This window comes from Hymenobacter profundi, assembly GCF_019334315.1.
Taxonomy (GTDB): Bacteria; Bacteroidota; Bacteroidia; order Cytophagales; family Hymenobacteraceae; genus Hymenobacter; species Hymenobacter profundi.
Genome location: NZ_JAHWGL010000114.1, coordinates 1 through 15,918, shown reverse-complemented (window position 1 = coordinate 15,918; position 15,918 = coordinate 1). Strand labels below are relative to the sequence as shown.

General features: G+C 58.4%; 13 protein-coding genes. 6 read left to right on the top strand and 7 right to left on the bottom strand.

The features are described from left to right. Window positions 1–27: 27 nt before the first annotated feature. From KYK14_RS19040 to KYK14_RS19020, 5 genes are all read right to left on the bottom strand, one after another. Window positions 28–1,281: a hypothetical protein gene (locus KYK14_RS19040; protein ID WP_219161059.1), complete on the bottom strand. Its 1,254-nt coding sequence runs from the start codon at window positions 1,279–1,281 to the stop codon at window positions 28–30. After that, the gene (locus KYK14_RS19035) at window positions 1,278–2,576 is read right to left on the bottom strand and encodes a DUF2851 family protein (protein WP_219161057.1); all 1,299 of its coding nucleotides are present in this window, start codon (window positions 2,574–2,576) and stop codon (window positions 1,278–1,280) included. Before KYK14_RS19035 ends, KYK14_RS19040 begins: the two co-directional genes overlap by 4 nt. 274 nt (window positions 2,577–2,850) lie before the next feature. Beyond that, a complete protein-coding gene (gene lolA1 / locus KYK14_RS19030; RefSeq protein WP_219161055.1) occupies window positions 2,851–3,495 on the bottom strand; it encodes an outer membrane lipoprotein periplasmic chaperone LolA1 in 645 nt (214 codons plus the stop codon). A 114-nt stretch (window positions 3,496–3,609) separates the two neighbouring features. Continuing rightward, window positions 3,610–6,552, bottom strand: coding sequence for an FtsK/SpoIIIE family DNA translocase (locus tag KYK14_RS19025; protein ID WP_219161053.1), 2,943 nt, complete (start codon window positions 6,550–6,552; stop codon window positions 3,610–3,612). A 350-nt stretch (window positions 6,553–6,902) separates the two neighbouring features. Beyond that, window positions 6,903–8,630 carry a DUF6044 family protein gene (locus KYK14_RS19020; protein ID WP_219161051.1) on the bottom strand — a complete coding sequence of 576 codons (1,728 nt, stop codon included), beginning with the start codon at window positions 8,628–8,630 and terminating at the stop codon, window positions 6,903–6,905. A gap of 133 nt (window positions 8,631–8,763) precedes the next feature. Here KYK14_RS19020 and KYK14_RS19015 point away from each other — a divergent pair, with 133 nt between their 5' ends. Then, window positions 8,764–9,177, top strand: a complete 414-nt coding sequence (locus KYK14_RS19015; protein WP_185283446.1) for a hypothetical protein — start codon at window positions 8,764–8,766, stop codon at window positions 9,175–9,177. A 14-nt stretch (window positions 9,178–9,191) separates the two neighbouring features. On the opposite strand, the gene xerD is transcribed toward KYK14_RS19015, so the two are convergent. Continuing rightward, a complete protein-coding gene (gene xerD, locus KYK14_RS19010) occupies window positions 9,192–10,091 on the bottom strand; it encodes a site-specific tyrosine recombinase XerD (protein WP_185283445.1) in 900 nt (299 codons plus the stop codon). Window positions 10,092–10,307: 216 nt separating this feature from the next. Here xerD and KYK14_RS19005 point away from each other — a divergent pair, with 216 nt between their 5' ends. Next, the gene (locus KYK14_RS19005) at window positions 10,308–10,676 is read left to right on the top strand and encodes a VOC family protein (RefSeq protein ID WP_219161049.1); all 369 of its coding nucleotides are present in this window, start codon (window positions 10,308–10,310) and stop codon (window positions 10,674–10,676) included. A gap of 15 nt (window positions 10,677–10,691) precedes the next feature. On the opposite strand, the gene KYK14_RS19000 is transcribed toward KYK14_RS19005, so the two are convergent. Further along, on the bottom strand, window positions 10,692–12,476 hold the full coding sequence (locus tag KYK14_RS19000) for a serine hydrolase domain-containing protein (RefSeq protein ID WP_219161046.1): 1,785 nt from the start codon (window positions 12,474–12,476) through the stop codon (window positions 10,692–10,694). A 388-nt stretch (window positions 12,477–12,864) separates the two neighbouring features. Between KYK14_RS19000 and aroQ the strand changes: the two genes are divergently transcribed. The 4 genes from aroQ (at window position 12,865) to rnhA (ending at window position 15,840) form a co-directional block, all read left to right on the top strand. After that, window positions 12,865–13,311 (top strand): type II 3-dehydroquinate dehydratase, encoded by a 447-nt coding sequence (aroQ, locus tag KYK14_RS18995; protein ID WP_219161044.1) that lies wholly within the window; start codon window positions 12,865–12,867, stop codon window positions 13,309–13,311. Window positions 13,312–13,574: 263 nt separating this feature from the next. After that, a complete protein-coding gene (locus KYK14_RS18990) occupies window positions 13,575–14,639 on the top strand; it encodes an aminotransferase class V-fold PLP-dependent enzyme (protein ID WP_208306192.1) in 1,065 nt (354 codons plus the stop codon). Window positions 14,640–14,731: 92 nt separating this feature from the next. Beyond that, window positions 14,732–15,292: a MarC family protein gene (locus KYK14_RS18985; RefSeq protein ID WP_219161042.1), complete on the top strand. Its 561-nt coding sequence runs from the start codon at window positions 14,732–14,734 to the stop codon at window positions 15,290–15,292. Window positions 15,293–15,375: 83 nt separating this feature from the next. Continuing rightward, a complete protein-coding gene (gene rnhA, locus KYK14_RS18980; protein WP_219161040.1) occupies window positions 15,376–15,840 on the top strand; it encodes a ribonuclease HI in 465 nt (154 codons plus the stop codon). Window positions 15,841–15,918 lie beyond the last annotated feature (78 nt).

The window sequence follows — 15,918 nt, the reverse complement described above, 5'->3', positions numbered from 1 at the left end:
GCTCAGGATGACAAACGCTCCACTACTTCACCATTTTAATACTCTCCGCACGTAGTCGTTTTGCAACAGCAGTAGCAGCAGAAACGGCAGCAGCACTGTGCGGTAGCGGTTAAGGGTGCCCAGGTTAGGGGTAGTCAACCCCAACAGAATGGCCAGGCCCAGGCAATACACTACCAGCACCAGCACTAGCGCGAAGGGTAGGCGCCCTCCCCTACCTCGTGCTACGGCAGCCATTGCCGTGAGCAGCAGCGCCAGTAGCACGAGGTTTTCCAGACTCACCGTTAGGTAATTCCAACGCAGGCTTTCCCAAGGCCACGGGCGCACCACAGTATTCAGGGCAGCGGCTGGGGCATTGGTGACTACGCTCTGCCAGGTAGGCGCCAGGTGCTCATACTCGATGTGCGGCTTGTGACGCGACTGCTCCAACATGCTGTAGTAATTGCGCAGTAGTTGGCTACTAAATCTATTGAAGCGAAAGATGGAGTTCACTTCGCTCAGCACAAAGCCACCGCCTACTAACAGGAGCACTACTAGTGTTACCTGCATCCCGCGCCGCCGCACGCCTAGCCGCTCCCCTACCCTGATAACTGCCAGCCCCAGCAATGCCACGAACAGCAGCACCGCGAAGAAATATCGCATCTTGAATGCCACTACCACCAGCACCACCGCCCCTACTACCGACCACGCGTGCACGGGCCGCCCTCCATAAAGCCAACCCAGCACCAGCGCCGTCAGCCATGCCAGCGTACCTACCAATACGCTCTCCTTCGTCAGCCCCGAGGTCCAGTACAACACGCTGGGCCACAACAGAAAGGAAATAGGCACAGCCAATATCGGCGTATCGGGGAATAGAGGCGGCAGCTTCCGCACCAGTTGCCAACACCCCACAAAGCAGAACACCGACAGATACATCGCATTCAGCCACACGCTACCCAGCGAAGCCAGGTTCAGCGCCGACAGTATCTTAATGAGAAAGAACGTGTTGGAGTATCCGTGGTAGATCAGCTGCCGGTCCGGCGCGTGAAACTCATCGCCCAGCAGCGTACCTACCCAGGCCGTGGGTGCAGTCCATAGTTGGTCGGTGAGGGCAATGCCCCAGTACTGAAAATAGCGGGCGTCCTCGGTCAGCAACACAACGGTTGCCAGCGTGATGACCAGCTTCAGGGCCAATAATGGTAAGATAAATTGCCCTACCCCCGCTGCCTGTTGCTGCTGGCGCACCCAGCGCCACAGCAGCCACAGCAGGCCAGTATTTAGTCCAACAGCCAGTAGTATCCTCAACGTAGCACGGGTTTGGGTTGTAGAATGCGGTTGCCAATGGCGCAGCGCAGGCACTGGCGTGGCTGGCAGTAGCCGTGGTGCAACGCCAGCAGGCCCTGCGAGTCGGCGGCAGTGCGGTGCTGGAAGCCCAGCAGATCGTAGGCGTCCGTAATGGCATTGCGCTCGGCGGGCAGTTGCGTGAGTAGCGTTACGGCCTGCTCCACTAGCTCCGGCTGGCCGACGTGGTGGGCATAGGCTACGCGCAAGGGCACTACCACGTTAGTTATCAGCAGATGGGCGCTGCTCCTACCCAGCTGGTGCGGCACCTTGCCCGGTCTACCCGGCCGGGTATGCCTCCGCCAATACTCCGATACTGGCGCGGCAAAAAACTGTTCCAGCGTCAGCACGTCCTGAGCGGTTAGCAGGGCATCGAATAGGGCGGGGCGGGCGTGTAGTACGGCCGCCAACTGGGCCAGCCGCACCGGTGGGAAGTTGGCCGGCCGCAAACGCAGAAAATTCCAGTCGTGCGGGGCTAGAGCGGCGGCTTTTAGTTGGTATTTATGAGCTAGGAATTCGTATTCAGCCCGCAAATCAGCCACAAACAGGTCGTGGCGGTTCTCGTCGTTTTCAGTGAGGAAACCGGCTTGCCCAAACAGCAGGGCTTCCAGTTGGCGCCGGTCGTGGCGATGGCGGCGCAATACGGGTAGCGGCAGGGCTTTGGCCAGACGCTGCAAGGGCTCGGTATTTTTCTTGAAGCCGAAAGCTGCCAGCAGGGCATGGTAGGCGGTGGCCTCCCAGTCGCCGCCGAGATGCTGATGCAGGGTTTCGAGGGTAGCGGCTTTCTGCTCCACGCGTTCCAGCAGGGTGCGTTCCACCATCATCACCCGCGCAATAGCAGGTACCTGCGTTAGCAACGGCGCGCAGGGTAGGACGGGCGTATCGGTGAGCAGTTGCTGGTAGCGGCCCAATAGCTCCGGCGCTAGGCGGCCTTCCAGCACCAGCGCGGGCACTTCGGAGCCATTGGTGCGACGTACGGGCTCGTCGGCGTGCAGTACCACGTGCAGAATCACCTGGTCGTACTTGGGGTCGTGCTGGTGCTGGTGGCGGTGCCAGTCGGAAGCGCGCAGATGGATTTCCACGGCGCCGTTCCATTCTACTTCGCCCAGGTGCAGACGAGCACTCAGAAAATCGGGGCCGGCATCGTGGTTGTGCAAGCCGGGCTTGAGGATGGTAATGGCTTCGCCGCTGGTAGTGCGCAGATTGGTTTTATCGAAATATTGCTGTTGCCAGACGTAGTGGAGGAAATCTTCTTTCATAGCAAGTATAAAAGCACATGGATAACTAATCAAGATCTATTTTCTTCTCTCATCCTGAGCATTCCGCGCATCAAGCGGCGACGAAGGACCTGCTCACGCGTGAACGAGTCGTTGTTAAGAATGTCGTTCTGCGGGCATAAGGTCCTTCGCAAGCTCAGGATAACAGACGATTTTTAGGCTTACAACCAAAACTTGTACGTGTCTCCCCACAAAGCAAAAACCGGCCCGCCTCCTCTCGGAAGCGGGCCGGCCAAAACGGCAGCGTGGCTGCCAGTTAGCGTAAATCTACCACCTTCACGCCCTTGTACTTCGATTTGTCGAAGTTGAAGGTGGTGGCATCTACCGGCGGGTTGGGCTGGAACTGCTTGATGGTGTAGGTGTAGCGGTTGCCGTTCTTTTTGAACATCTGCCAGCTTTTCACCGATTTATCGGCCTTGGCTACCTTGATACGCACTTTATATACGGCATTGGAGCGGTCTTCCGGCGATAAGTCGATGATGTCGATAGCCTGGCCGCCTTCCTTGGCTTCCTGCACGTAAGTGTACTTGTAGCCTTTCTTGTATAGAGTAAATATCTGAGAAGGAGACACTTCCTGATCATCGGGCTCGTAATCCGAAATATTCACCTCGTTTTCCGACTTCAGGTAGGTCCACATTGTCTGACCGTTGTTGATGACCTCCTGGCCGTTCACTTTCAACCGGAATTTGGGGCCACTCACGATGATATCGCCGCTGATATTTTCCTTCACCTTGGCCTTGTCATTTTCCAGAGTTTGGGTGAAGTTGGCCCGGAACGCCTTCATCGCCTGATACTTGGCGCTCATTTGATCAAGGATTTTACCGGCTTTGGGGTCCTGCTGTGCACTGGCAGATTGCATAAACGAAGCAGACAAAGCGAGCAGAGCGAGAAATTTTTTCATTGCAGAAATTGGTGTAGCGAGCTTGGATGGTAGAGCGAATTACTCTGCGAAGGTTTAAACGGAGAAAACTAAAAGTAGAACAACGTTATGCTCTTATTTTCTCTCGGCTAAGTTCTATTTCTGCATAGTATTCAACAACTGTTCCAAACTGTACTCATCGGGGATGAGGACTTCGCGGGCTTTGCTACCCTCGAAAGGCCCCACAATGCCGGCATGCTCCAGTTGGTCGATGAGACGACCAGCGCGGTTGTAGCCCAGCTTTAGCTTGCGCTGAATGAGCGAAGTGCTACCCTGCTGGTGGGTCACAATCACGCGGGCAGCTTCCTCAAACATCGAGTCGCGGTCGGCGGGGTCGAAGTCCTCGCCACCGTTGCCACCGCCGTCTTCGCCCGCTACCTCCGGCAGCTGGTAGGCGTCGGGGTAGCCCTGCTGCTCGCCCACAAAGTCGCAGAGGCGGTCTACCTCGGGCGTGTCGATGAAGGCGCACTGCACCCGAATGATATCGGACCCCTGCGAAATCAGCATGTCGCCCTGGCCCACGAGCTGGTCGGCGCCGCCCGCATCCAGGATGGTGCGCGAGTCGATTTTAGAGGTCACCTTGAAGCTGATGCGGCACGGGAAGTTGGCCTTGATGATACCCGTAATTACGTTCACCGAGGGGCGCTGGGTGGCCACAATCAGGTGAATACCGATGGCGCGGGCCAGCTGGGCGAGGCGAGCAATAGGCGTCTCTACCTCTTTACCGGCCGTCATCATCAGGTCGGCCAGCTCGTCTATCACCAGCACCACGAAGGGCAGGTAGCGGTGGCCTTTTTTGGGGTTGAGGCGACGCTCCACAAACTTACGGTTGTACTCCTTCAGGTTGCGGCAGCCGGCGTCTTTCAGCAGATCGTAGCGCCGGTCCATCTCCATACACAGGGAGTTGAGCGTGTTCACTACCTTCTTGGTGTCGGTGATGATGGCTTCCTCGGTATCGGGCAGCTTGGCCAGGAAGTGGCGCTCAATCTTGTTGAAGATGCTGAGTTCCACCTTCTTGGGGTCAACCAGCACAAACTTCAGCTCCGAGGGATGGCGCTTGTAGAGTAGGGAAGCCAGAATCACGTTCAGGCCCACCGATTTACCCTGGCCGGTAGCACCGGCCATCAACAAGTGGGGCATTTTGGCCAGATCGACCACAAATACCTCGTTGGTGATAGTACGGCCGAAGGAAATCGGCAGGTCCATTTCGGTGTTGATGAACTTGTCGGTGGCAAACACCGAGCGGATGCTCACCATCTCTTTTTTGGTATTCGGCACCTCGATACCAATGGTGCCTTTACCCGGAATCGGCGCAATGATACGAATACCTAACGCGGCCAGGCTCAGGGCAATATCATCTTCCAGGCTCTTGATTTTGGAGATGCGCACGCCCGCATCCGGCACAATCTCATAGAGCGTGACGGTAGGCCCAATGGTGGCCTTGATACTGGCGATGTTGATGCCGTAGTGCCCCAGCGTTTCCACGATGCGGTCTTTGTTGGCCTCCAACTCCTCCTTGGTTACCTGGGCTTTGGGGGCACCGTAGTCGTTGAGCAGCTCCAGGGTAGGGTACTGGTAGCGGGGCAGGTCGAGGGTAGGGTCGTAGTTGACGGCGGGCATGGCCTCGGCGTCCTCGTCTTCCTCGGCAATAACGGCCATATCGGCACCAGCCGAAGGATCTAGCTCGCCGGTTTTATCTTCAATTTCGAAGGGTGCTTCGGACTTGGCAGGCTCTACGGTCAGTGGCAGTGCCGAGGCCGTGGCAGCTGGCAGCGGCGCATCAGCGTCGGCGAGGTCAGCCAGGGAAAGCGGGGTTGGCACCCGCGATGCGGGTGTGGCAGTAGGCGCTACCTCCGGCTCGGCGGTGGGCATTTCGAAGGAGAAGCTGGGGCCGCTGGCGGCCGCTTTGGCCGCTACGGCACCCGCGCCAGCCACGGTAGCCGCCGCTCCGGCGGAGGCAGCAACGGCCGGCGCCGCAACGGCTGCTGGGGCTACGCTCAGGGCCACGGCACCACCGGCCACGGCACCCGTATGTACCACTTCTGGCTCGGCAGGAGCGGGGGTAGCAGCCACTGGGCGACGGTCGTGCAGAGTGATGTTCAACGCCTCATCGTCGTCGTCATCTTCTGGTTCCAGGGCGTCGTCTTGCTCCAGCTCTTCCTCAGTAGTTGACGAGAAACGCGGAGCATTACCGGCCCGATTGGCCGCAGCAGCCGGTGTAGCCATAGCGGCAGGAACGGCCTCCTCCCCTACCCCCCGGCCTAGACCCAGGGTAGTCACATTGAAAAAGAATACCACGAAGGAAATCAGCAGGAACGCCAGCAGTAGCACCGTGCCCCAGCCAATGAGGCTGCTCAGCCACAGGGCTGCCTCGTAGCCTACCCCGCCGCTCAGGAAATCGAGGCGATGCGCCAAGTTGGGGTCCGCTTCGGGGTCCTGCATGCTGATCACTACGTAGCCCATTAACACACTCAGCCACAGCATTGTAAACAGGGACAGCGCCAGCACGTAGCTCACCGACACATCGGCTCGGCGGAACACAATTTTGTAGCCCAAGAAAAACACCACCGGAATAACGGCAAAGGCCGCGATGCCGAAGCCCTTGTAAATCAGGAGTTGTGCTGCCCAGGCCCCTACCAGCCCCAGCAGATTGCTGGACTCCTGCCCAGCTTCTTTCACCGGTGTGTTGGCCAGGTTCTCCACCACGCTCTGATCGGCGTGCCCCGTGAACAGGAACGACACGAAGGCAATGGTAAGGTAGATGGAGCTGAGCAGAAAGAAAAAGCCTAGGAACAGTTGAAAGCGCCGGTCGCGCAGGAAGCCCAGCACCCCGCCCAGACGTACCGTGGGGAAGCGCATGGGCGGACGAGCGGCGCGGGGCGCGGCCTTCGGTTTTTCCTTGTTGCGCGGCTCGCGGCGGGGTTGCTCGCGGGCGGGTGCTACCTCGTCGGCTACTGGAGCCGAAGCCCGCGCCGGGCGCTGCTCATTGGCACGGGAAGCCGGAGCAGTATTCGTTTGCTTGTATGTATTCTTTGCCATTCGGATGCTCACTAAAAAGCCAAATCTAGCAATTTTGAGGGGGAAACGGGGGTACCAAAACCGTAAAACGGTGAAGCAGTGAAGATACTATTTCCACTGCTCGATTTGTTTGCATATTCTTTCCGTCGCCGCCGCACTCGCTCGGCTCGGCCGAGTGAGGACTACGCTTGAGGGACTGTGCTCCGAATCCGTCCGCGTCGCTTGCCCGAGGCAGGCCTAACGTGATGCAGGCGCACGCAGCAGAGCTGCTTGGGCGTAGTCCTCACTCGGCCGAGCCGAGCGAGTGCGGCGAAGATGCCCCTCCTACCCTCCTACCCTCCTACCTTCGACTCACTCACTCACTCACTCACTCACTCACTCGGCAACGCTACCTCATACACAAACAGCTGCCAGTAGGCTGCAGCATCGGCCTGCACGGCCAGCAGCCGCAAGCCGCTCTCTTGCGGTCGGGCCAGGCGCGCCGCCGAGAGCACAAAGCGCCCGCCCAGCCGCCGAAATGCAGCGGCATCGAAGGCCCAGTGCTGCACTACCCTACGTTGCGCAGCGCCTACCCGAAAGTTCCTTCCTAGCTCGGCCGAGAACAGGTAGCAGCGGTTGCCCCAGGCATCGAAGTAGGCGCGCAGGGCGGAGTTCTTCGCTAGCTCGCCGGCAATAAGGGGCCGGAACTGGTGCTTATAACGCAGGGGGTAGTTGTTCTGGTAGCTGTCGAGGGTGTAGAAGCCGTTGAGCTGGGCCACGCTGGGCGGTAGGCCCAGGCAGGCCACACGGTAGGCGGGCGGCTCCTGGCCGGTGCGCTCGTGCAGCAAGGCCCGCACCCGCGCAAACAGTCGGGGTGCCACGTAGGCCGCGTAGCTGGGTTCGGTGGCGGGTGCTACGCCCGCCAGGTGGCGTAGGTTGGTGGTCCACTCGGTGTTCATGGCCAGGCCAAGGATTAGCTGCGCCACTGCCAGTCCTACCTGCAGACGGCCGAGGGGTAGGGCGCGCAGGTTCAGTAGCAGCACCACAAACCAGAGCAGCGGCGTCAGAAAATGAAAACGGCCAATGTTGAAAGTGCGCAGCAACGGTATGTATGCCTGCAACGCTGTGAGCAGTTGAGGATAAAAACCGCAGAAGACGGCAGTTAGCACCAGCACGATTCCCAATGGCAGCAGCTGCCGGCCAAGCGCCCGGCGCGTTGCTGGCTCGCACTTAGTTAGTGCCACTGCCACCGCCGCCAGGATCACGCCCCGAAAAAACAGACCGGGGAGGTACTGCCCCATCAGCAGGTAGTGCAGGGTGCTTTTCAGCCCGTTCAAGAAACTTATGGGCAGCAGCTGACTGATATCAAACTCCACCCGGTGCGACACGAACTGCTTGGCTATCAGCAAAGAGTAGAGTAGCGGGTATTCTACCACCAGGTAGCTCGCCAGCAACAGCCCGGCGCCCAGCAGCACCGCGCCCAGGTGGGCGCGGCGGCCGTGCCACCAGTCCCACGCCAACAGCCCGCCTATGCCCGCCAGCAAAAACGGCCCCACATACACAAACATCGACCACAGCGGAAACACCGCCAGCGTCAACCAGCTCAGCCCGCGCCGCCTACCCTCCCGCAGATTCAATACAGCCCACAGCACCCATGGCTGCCCTCCCACCGACAGCCCGTAGATGGTATGCATCGGCAGCGTGGCCCAGGCCAGTGCCAGTAGCGCCGCCAACTCGGTATCCTCGGGCTTACGCAGCCAGTGCGTGCGGGCCAGCGCGTAGAAGCCCAGCAACGCTACCAGCCGCACCAGTAGCGCGTGCAGCAGGTAGGCCGGCAGCGGGGGCAGCACGGCAAACAGTTGCATGGTCACGCTCAGGCCGGAGCGCAGGGCATTGCGGGGTAGGCCGTCCATCAGGGGCGGCACCACCGCCGTGGAGCGGTAGTCCAGCAGCACGCCAAGGCGGGGCAGCAAGTAGGGCGCTACCAGCTCCGAATCGAGGTTGTCGTTGATGGACAGGTAGGCGTGTTCGCCCAGCAACCACACGGGCAGTAGCAGCAGCACCAACACCAGCAGCGCCTGGCGAAGTGGAGTGGTAGGAAACCGGAAAAGGGCGGGCATACGATGTGAATCAAATAGGAAGGCAAAAATATCTTGTACCAACCGTAGTTCTTGTTCAGGTTGCTATTCGCAGGAAATCTACCCAGTTTCGCACACTCAACCTTTATCACTTTTCCCGGTTTTCGTTTTTGTCATGCTCTTAAAATCTGCTACCGACCCCTCTGACGGCAGCTCCTGCGTCCTCACATTCGACGAAGTGAACCAATGGTTACGTGCTACTTGGAAAGGGTTTGTTGATACAGGCGAAGCCACGAAAGGTGCTGATAGCTACCTCACTTCCATGCAAACTTTCAGCTGCCCGTATCTATTGAATGACAACAGCCAGCTTGTAGGACCGTGGTTCGATTCGATTGAGTGGTTGCAGCGGATATGGGGGCCCCAGGCCAGTCGGCTTGGTCTGCGCTACGTGGCCCACGTCACGCACCGGCTGCGCAGTGAGCTGGCAGTCTTAGACAAGCATCATCCGTTTCAGGACCAATTTGAAGTACAGCTTTTTGAAACTGTAGCTGCCGCCGAAGACTGGCTCCGGTCTTGTCAGAAACGGTAGGAATGCTTTTCAACTCAGCTTCGCGGGTGGAACTCCGTAATCACCTGTTTGAGGTAGTCGCGGTCGAGGTGGGTGTAGATTTCGGTGGTGGTGATGCTCTCGTGGCCCAGCATTTCTTGCACGGCACGCAGGTCGGCGCCGCCTTCGATGAGATGGGTAGCAAAGCTGTGGCGGAATGTGTGCGGGCTGATGCTTTTGCGAATACCCGCCTGCTCGGCTAGCGCTTTGATGATGTGGAAGATCATCACGCGGGACAGCTTGCCGCCGCGCCGGTTCAGAAACACAATGTCCTCGTCGCCGGGCTTCACATCGAGGTGGGCGCGGATGCCGCTGAGGTAGAAGCCCAGGTGCTTGAGCGCGTCGCGGCCAATGGGCACCAGGCGCTCCTTGCTGCCCTTGCCCACCACCCGCACAAAGCCTTGATCTACATATACATTGGAAAGGCGCAGCTCCGTGAGTTCCGATACGCGCAGGCCCGACGAGTAGAGCACTTCCAGCAGGGCGCGGTTGCGGGTGCCCTCGGGCGTGCTCAAGTCGATGGCCGCCAGCAGTTGCTCTATCTCGGGGTAGCTGAGCGTGTCGGGGAGGTGGCGGCCGGTTTTGGGGGCTTCCAGCGTATCGGTGGGGTCAAGCTGAAGCAAGTCTTCCATAATCAGGAAGTTATAGAAAGCCTTGATACCCGACAACGTGCGGGCCTGGGAGGTAGCACTCAGGCCCAGTGCCCCCAGCCATGTCAGGAAAGCACGCAGGTGCTCGGGGGTGATATGCTCGGGCGTGATGGGCAGCTGGTGCAACTCCAGGTATTGGCGCAGCTTGCTTACGTCGCGGGAGTAGGCTTCTACCGAGTTGCCGGCCAGGGATTTTTCGAGCCGCAGATAGCCATCGAATTGCTTTTGCGCGAGTGGCCAGGTCATGGAATAGGGGACTGGGTTGTGGGGTTGGGGAGGGTAAAGGTCGGTGCTTTTTGTAGGTTCTCCCATTTAGACTCCCCCAATCATGGCAAATGCACCTCGTCTGTTGTTGATAGCTGCGCTACATTATCGAACTTCCAGACGCCTAAGTAGCAAGAAATGCGTCATCTTGCCCTGCAATGCCCGCTATTAGCACAAGACCATTTCATTTTCAACCATATGTCCTCACCTGTTCTGTCTATCCGCGCCTTCATCGGCGCCCGAGACTTTGCCGTTTCGCGTAGTTTCTACCGCGCCTTCGGCTTTAGTGAAGTGGTTATCTCGCCGGCTTTATCCTATTTCTCTCTCCAAGGCATAGGTTTTTATTTGCAAGACGCCTACGTGCAAGATTGGGTTGACAACTCCATGTTGTTTTTGCAAGTAGCGGATGTGGAGCAGTATTGGGCTGAGCTTGCGGCGCTGGACCTGCCCGGCACGTACGAGGGCGTACGGGTTACGCCCATCCGGCAGGAAGCCTGGGGCAAAGAGGGTTTCGTGTATGACCCGTCCGGTATTCTGTGGCACATTGGCGAGTTCAACCACGAGTAGTGGGTTTCCTATTGCTCACTCCTTCACAAACCGACTGAATACCATACGTTCCGGCAATTGAAACCGAATCAGGTAGTTGCCGGGCTGTAGATTGCTGACGGGAATGGTGTGGCCGGGTGTTAGCACGCTCGCCCGCAGCCGCTGCCCGAGCAGCGTGGTTACCTCATAAGGCAGCGGGTGCGCCACAGCCGTCACCACTAATTCTGTTCGGGCCGGATTAGGGTAGAGTGATAAGGTTGACGCTCTATTTGCCAGCTCGGTCCCGCCGGTAGCAGGCAACACCAGGGTGGGGTTACCATCGAGCGCATACATAGGCTGAAAACCGGTAGAAGCATCTTCTGTGTACTCTACCACCCGGACGTAATAGCGGCGGCGCGGGTCAAGGTGGCTTACGTACACCGAGTCTGTAGCCGCGTTGGCCACCACGTAGGTGCCCGTGCCCAAGGTAGCCCGGCCTTCTCCCCAGGTAGCAGCCGTATAGCGAATGCCATCCAGCGGGAAATCCGCAATTGGCTGATCGGCTTGCAGCAGCACCAGGCAACGCGTGCCGGCGCCGCGCTGCCAGCGCAGCATCACGCCCGCTGAATCGGGTAGTGCCGTGAGTTCCGACGCGTTACGGGTAGGTGGCCGCAGATCGTGGGCGGGTAGGCTTGCCGCGCGTTGCACCGCTACCCAGCCCAGTTGGTCCAGCTCTTTCCAGCACATCTCACTGGTTGGGCGGGCATTCAACAGAATGGCCCAGGTGAAGCCGCCGGCCGTGCGCACCAGATAGGTGCCGGTGCCGTCCATCTCCCCGCGGTGCCAGCGGTGGCCGGCGGCGTTTACCATCCAGCCTTTGCTATAGTGCGCATTCACGACCGATGGCCGCGCCATAGTAGCCAGCGTGGCGGGCGCTAGCAAGCCCGGCTGCCCAGCCCTACCCTCCACCGTTTGCAGAAGCTGCACCAGGCTGCGGGCCGAGCACACCCAGCCGCCGTGGGCACTCATGGCTTCCAGATTGAAGCCGCCGTACGCCGCGGGCACCACCAGCCCCGAGCCGTCGCAGGCCTCGGTTTGGTAATGGCTCTCGTAGGCCACTTCGCGCTCCAGCTTATCGGCGGGCAGGTTGCGGCCTAGGTGGGCTTCGAGGGCGCCAGCTGGCTCCAATAGTTGCTGGCGCACCCACGTTTCATAGGACTCGCCCGTTATGGCTTCCAGTAGCTTGCCCAGCACTAGGTAGCCGATGTTGGAATAGGCGTAATGCGTGCCCGGCGCGGTATTCAGCCCGCGGGTTAGCAAGAAACGTATTAGGGTGGAGTCGGCTACGGGCGTGGGGGCGTGTAGGGTGCGGGCCACGTGCACGGGAAAGTCGATGGGGTCGCAGCCGTCCTGGCCGTCGCAGTTGGTGTCGCGGTCCCAGCCGGCGGTGTGCTCCAGCAGCTGCTGTACGGTGATGTCGTAGATGCGCTGGTCGCGGATGGCTTCCGTATAGTAGGGGCGTTGCAGGTAGCCCTGCGGCCCAAATACCTTATCGGTCAGGCGCAAGCGCCCTTGTTCTACTAGCTGCATGATTGCCAACGCGGTTACTGGTTTCGATACGCTAGCTACACGCAGCAGATGGTAGGGCTGCATGGGCTGTGCGCCCGCCGCGTCGGAGGTGCCAAAAGCCCGGGCATACACCACGCGCCCTTGCGCGCCAAACGCTACCGAAGCACCCCGGATACCCCAGCGCTGCATAAACTGCTGCATGGCCCGGTCAAACGGCTGAAAGGCGGATACCGCCACACCCGTTTGCGCGCCTGCCCGAAGAGAAAATAACAAGCAGATAAAAAGGTAAAATTTCTTCAACGACTCAGCTACTAAAAATGTGCAACATCTGCCCAAGGCCTTTATACGACCCAGGTATTTATTGCAATTTTTGTAGCACAATTCAGCTTTATAAGATGTTTAAAAAAGTATGTTTTATAATTTTTTAAATAAAATTCACAGGTCTACCCTAACAGATCAGCTTCACCATTCGACATGCATAAAATTGAATATTATTTATACCAGTGCTTTGCAGCACCTTTCATGCATGCTATACTTTGTTCGTGACAAATCCCGTTGCCGTCAGTTATAGCCTTATTCGGCAGCTTTTATCGTGCGGCATCTTCCCTACCTTGCTAACTGATTTTTGGCGCTTGCCTCCATTCGTTTTACGCGTTCTTTCATGCAAATTCTCATTCTCAACGGCCCCAACCTCAACCTGCTGGGTCAGCGCGAGCCGGGCATCTACGGCACCCGCTCGTTTGACGACTACCTGCCCGAGCTGCAAGAGGCTTTCCCGAACCTGACCATCGAGTATTTCCAGAGCAACCACGAAGGCGAGCTGATTGATAAGCTGCACGAAATCGGCTTCACCTACCACGGCGCGGTGCTGAACGCGGGCGGCTACACGCACACCAGCGTGGCCCTCGCCGACGCTATTGCGGCCATTAACACGCCCGTGGTGGAAGTGCACCTGAGCAACCTGCACGCCCGCGAGGAATTCCGCCAGAAAAGCCTCATCGGCAAAAACTGCGTGGGCAGCATCGCCGGCTTCAAGCTCGACAGCTACAAGCTGGCCCTGTACTACTTTGATGGACTACGGCCTAAGCGGGTAGGGTTTCGGGTGTGAAGAGGTGAAATGGTGAAATGATGAGTAAAAAAGCCGTCTGTCATCCTGCATTTGCGAAGGACCTTCTGCCAGTTGAACGAGTCGTTGGTACGCTTGTCGTTCTCGCGTGAGAGGGTCCTTCGCAAGCTCAGGATGACAGACGGCTCGAAATAACAGACGGCTTAGGATGGCAGCACGAAAACTCGTCATCTCATCACTTCACTATCTCATCAACTCCCCCTTTCCCTACCTTTGTTTTTCCTCACTTTTTGACTTTCCTTCCTATGTATACTTTCAATCCGGGGCCGGCCGCTGTGTATCCGGCAGTGCGGCAATATTTAACCGATGCGTATGACCAGGGCTGGCTGTCGGCCCAGCACCGGGGCGAGCGGTTTACCACGTTGATGCGCCAGATTGTAGCCGACCTCAAGACCAAGCTCAACATTCCGCAGGACTACACCATTTTCTTCATGAACTCGGCCACCGAGTGCTGGGAGGTACTGGCCCAAAGCCTCACGCCGCGCAAGAGCCTGCACCTGTACAGCGGTGCTTTCGGGGAGAAGTGGTACGAGTACGCCAAGGCCCTGCGCCCGGCCTGCGTGGGCTACCCCTTCGGCATCGATGAGTTGCCCGACGTGGCCGCCCTACCCCTCCCCGACGATGAGCTGGACCTGGTGTGCATCACCCAAAACGAAACCAGCAACGCCACCCAGCTGCGCGACGGCTTCATTCTCAACCTGTTCAACAAGATCGGCAATGCCCTGCTGGCCGTGGATGCTACCTCCTCGATGGCGGGCGTGCAGCTGAAGTTCATCAAGGGCGACATCTGGTATGCTTCGGTGCAGAAGTGCTTCGGGTTGCCGGCGGGGCTGAGCATCATGGTATTGTCGCCGCGGGCGGTGGCGCGCTTCCGGCACATCAACGAGAGCAGCCACTACAACTCCCTCACGGCGCAGTATGAGAAGATGCTCAACTTCCAAACCACGCACACGCCCAACGTGCTCAACCTCTATCTGTTGAGCCGAGTGTTGCAGGACCGGGAGCCCATCAAAACCGTGCACCAACACCTGCTGGACCGCGCCACCAAGCTCTACGATTACTTCGACCAGGCCACCCAGCTTAAGCCCATGGTCACGAACCCCGAAACGCGCTCTACCACCGTCATCGGCCTGCAAGGTCCGCCTGCCCTGATTGACGAGGTGAAGCGCAAGGCCTTGGAGCAAGGCATGCAACTCGGCAGCGGTTACGGCCAGTGGAAACCCACCACCCTGCGCATCGCCAACTTCCCCGCCGTACCCGACGCGGCGTTTGAGCAGCTGGTGCAGTTCTTCGCCCGCGAGTTTGCCTAACCATGAAGTAGTGAGATGGTGAAATAGTGAGTTGTTGGGTTGATAACCAGCTATTTCATCATCTCGCCGCTTCATCATTCAGTAGTCTGCTGATGTTTAGTTTAAAAGAAATATTCTCCGTTACGCTCACCCTGTTTGCCATCATCGACATTCTGGGTTCGGTGCCAATTATCCTACAAATTCGGCAGCGCGAAGGGAAAATTCACTCGGAGAAGGCCACGCTGGTGGCGGGCTTGCTGATGGTGGCGTTCCTGTTTCTGGGGCAGAGTATCTTGTCGCTTTTTGGAGTTGACTACCAGTCGTTTGCTTTGGCCGGTGCCATTATCATCTTCCTCATTGGTATGGAGATGATTCTGGGAATTGAGCTGTTTCGGCACAACCCGGCGGCTTCGTCGGGTTCTATTGTGCCGCTGGCGTTTCCGCTCATCGTGGGCGCCGGCACTATGACTACGCTGCTCTCCCTGCGGGCGGCCTATTCCCTACCCAACGTGCTGGTAGGCATTGTGCTGAACTTGGTGTTTGTGTACGCCGTGCTGAAAAGCTCGGCCTGGATTGAGCGCAAGCTCGGCAAGGCCGGCGAGGACATTCTGCGCCGCGTGTTCGGCGTGATTCTGCTGGCCATTGCCATCAAGCTGTTTAAGAGTAATTTTTAAAGGGGTCTTAGGGTCTTGGCTGATGTTCAACGGATCATCTTTAGAACATCAATCCAAGCTCCCAAGACCCTACTAATCACCGCATGATTCACTTATATACCGATGGCTCGTCGCGGGGGAACCCGGGGCCGGGCGGCTACGGGGCCATTCTGCGCTTCGGGCCGCACGAGAAGGAGCTCACCCAGGGCTTCCGCCTGACCACCAATAACCGCATGGAACTGCTGGCCGTGATTGTGGGCCTGGAAGCCGTCACACGCCCAGAAATGCCCATCACCGTCGTCACCGACTCGAAATATGTGGTGGATGCCGTGGAGAAAAAGTGGGTGTTCGGCTGGGCCAACAAGCCTGATTTCGGCAAAAAAGCCAACGAGGACCTCTGGCGCCGCTTCCTGAAAGTGTACCGCCAGCGCACCGTGCGCTTCCAATGGGTACGCGGCCACAACGGCCACCCCGAAAACGAGCGTTGCGACCAACTAGCTGTGTGGAGTGCTACACAGGGGAAGTTACTGGTGGATGAAGGGTATGAGTTGATAGAGCAGAAGCGGTGAAGTGGTGAGTTTGTGAAGTAGTGAAAAAAGCGTGTGTCATCCTGAGCGCAGTGAAGGACCTTATCATGTGAGAACGAC

Bases quoted from the DNA above. Each gene is read 5' to 3' on its own strand.
- KYK14_RS19035 (WP_219161057.1), bottom strand. From the start codon at position 2,576: ATGAAAGAAGATTTCCTCCACTACGTCTGGCAACAGCAATATTTCGAT.
- lolA1 (WP_219161055.1), bottom strand. From the start codon at position 3,495: ATGAAAAAATTTCTCGCTCTGCTCGCTTTGTCTGCTTCGTTTATGCAA.
- KYK14_RS19025 (WP_219161053.1), bottom strand. From the start codon at position 6,552: ATGGCAAAGAATACATACAAGCAAACGAATACTGCTCCGGCTTCCCGT.
- KYK14_RS19020 (WP_219161051.1), bottom strand. From the start codon at position 8,630: ATGCCCGCCCTTTTCCGGTTTCCTACCACTCCACTTCGCCAGGCGCTG.
- KYK14_RS19015 (WP_185283446.1), top strand. From the start codon at position 8,764: ATGCTCTTAAAATCTGCTACCGACCCCTCTGACGGCAGCTCCTGCGTC.
- xerD (WP_185283445.1), bottom strand. From the start codon at position 10,091: ATGACCTGGCCACTCGCGCAAAAGCAATTCGATGGCTATCTGCGGCTC.
- KYK14_RS19005 (WP_219161049.1), top strand. From the start codon at position 10,308: ATGTCCTCACCTGTTCTGTCTATCCGCGCCTTCATCGGCGCCCGAGAC.
- aroQ (WP_219161044.1), top strand. From the start codon at position 12,865: ATGCAAATTCTCATTCTCAACGGCCCCAACCTCAACCTGCTGGGTCAG.
- KYK14_RS18990 (WP_208306192.1), top strand. From the start codon at position 13,575: ATGTATACTTTCAATCCGGGGCCGGCCGCTGTGTATCCGGCAGTGCGG.
- KYK14_RS18985 (WP_219161042.1), top strand. From the start codon at position 14,732: ATGTTTAGTTTAAAAGAAATATTCTCCGTTACGCTCACCCTGTTTGCC.
- rnhA (WP_219161040.1), top strand. From the start codon at position 15,376: ATGATTCACTTATATACCGATGGCTCGTCGCGGGGGAACCCGGGGCCG.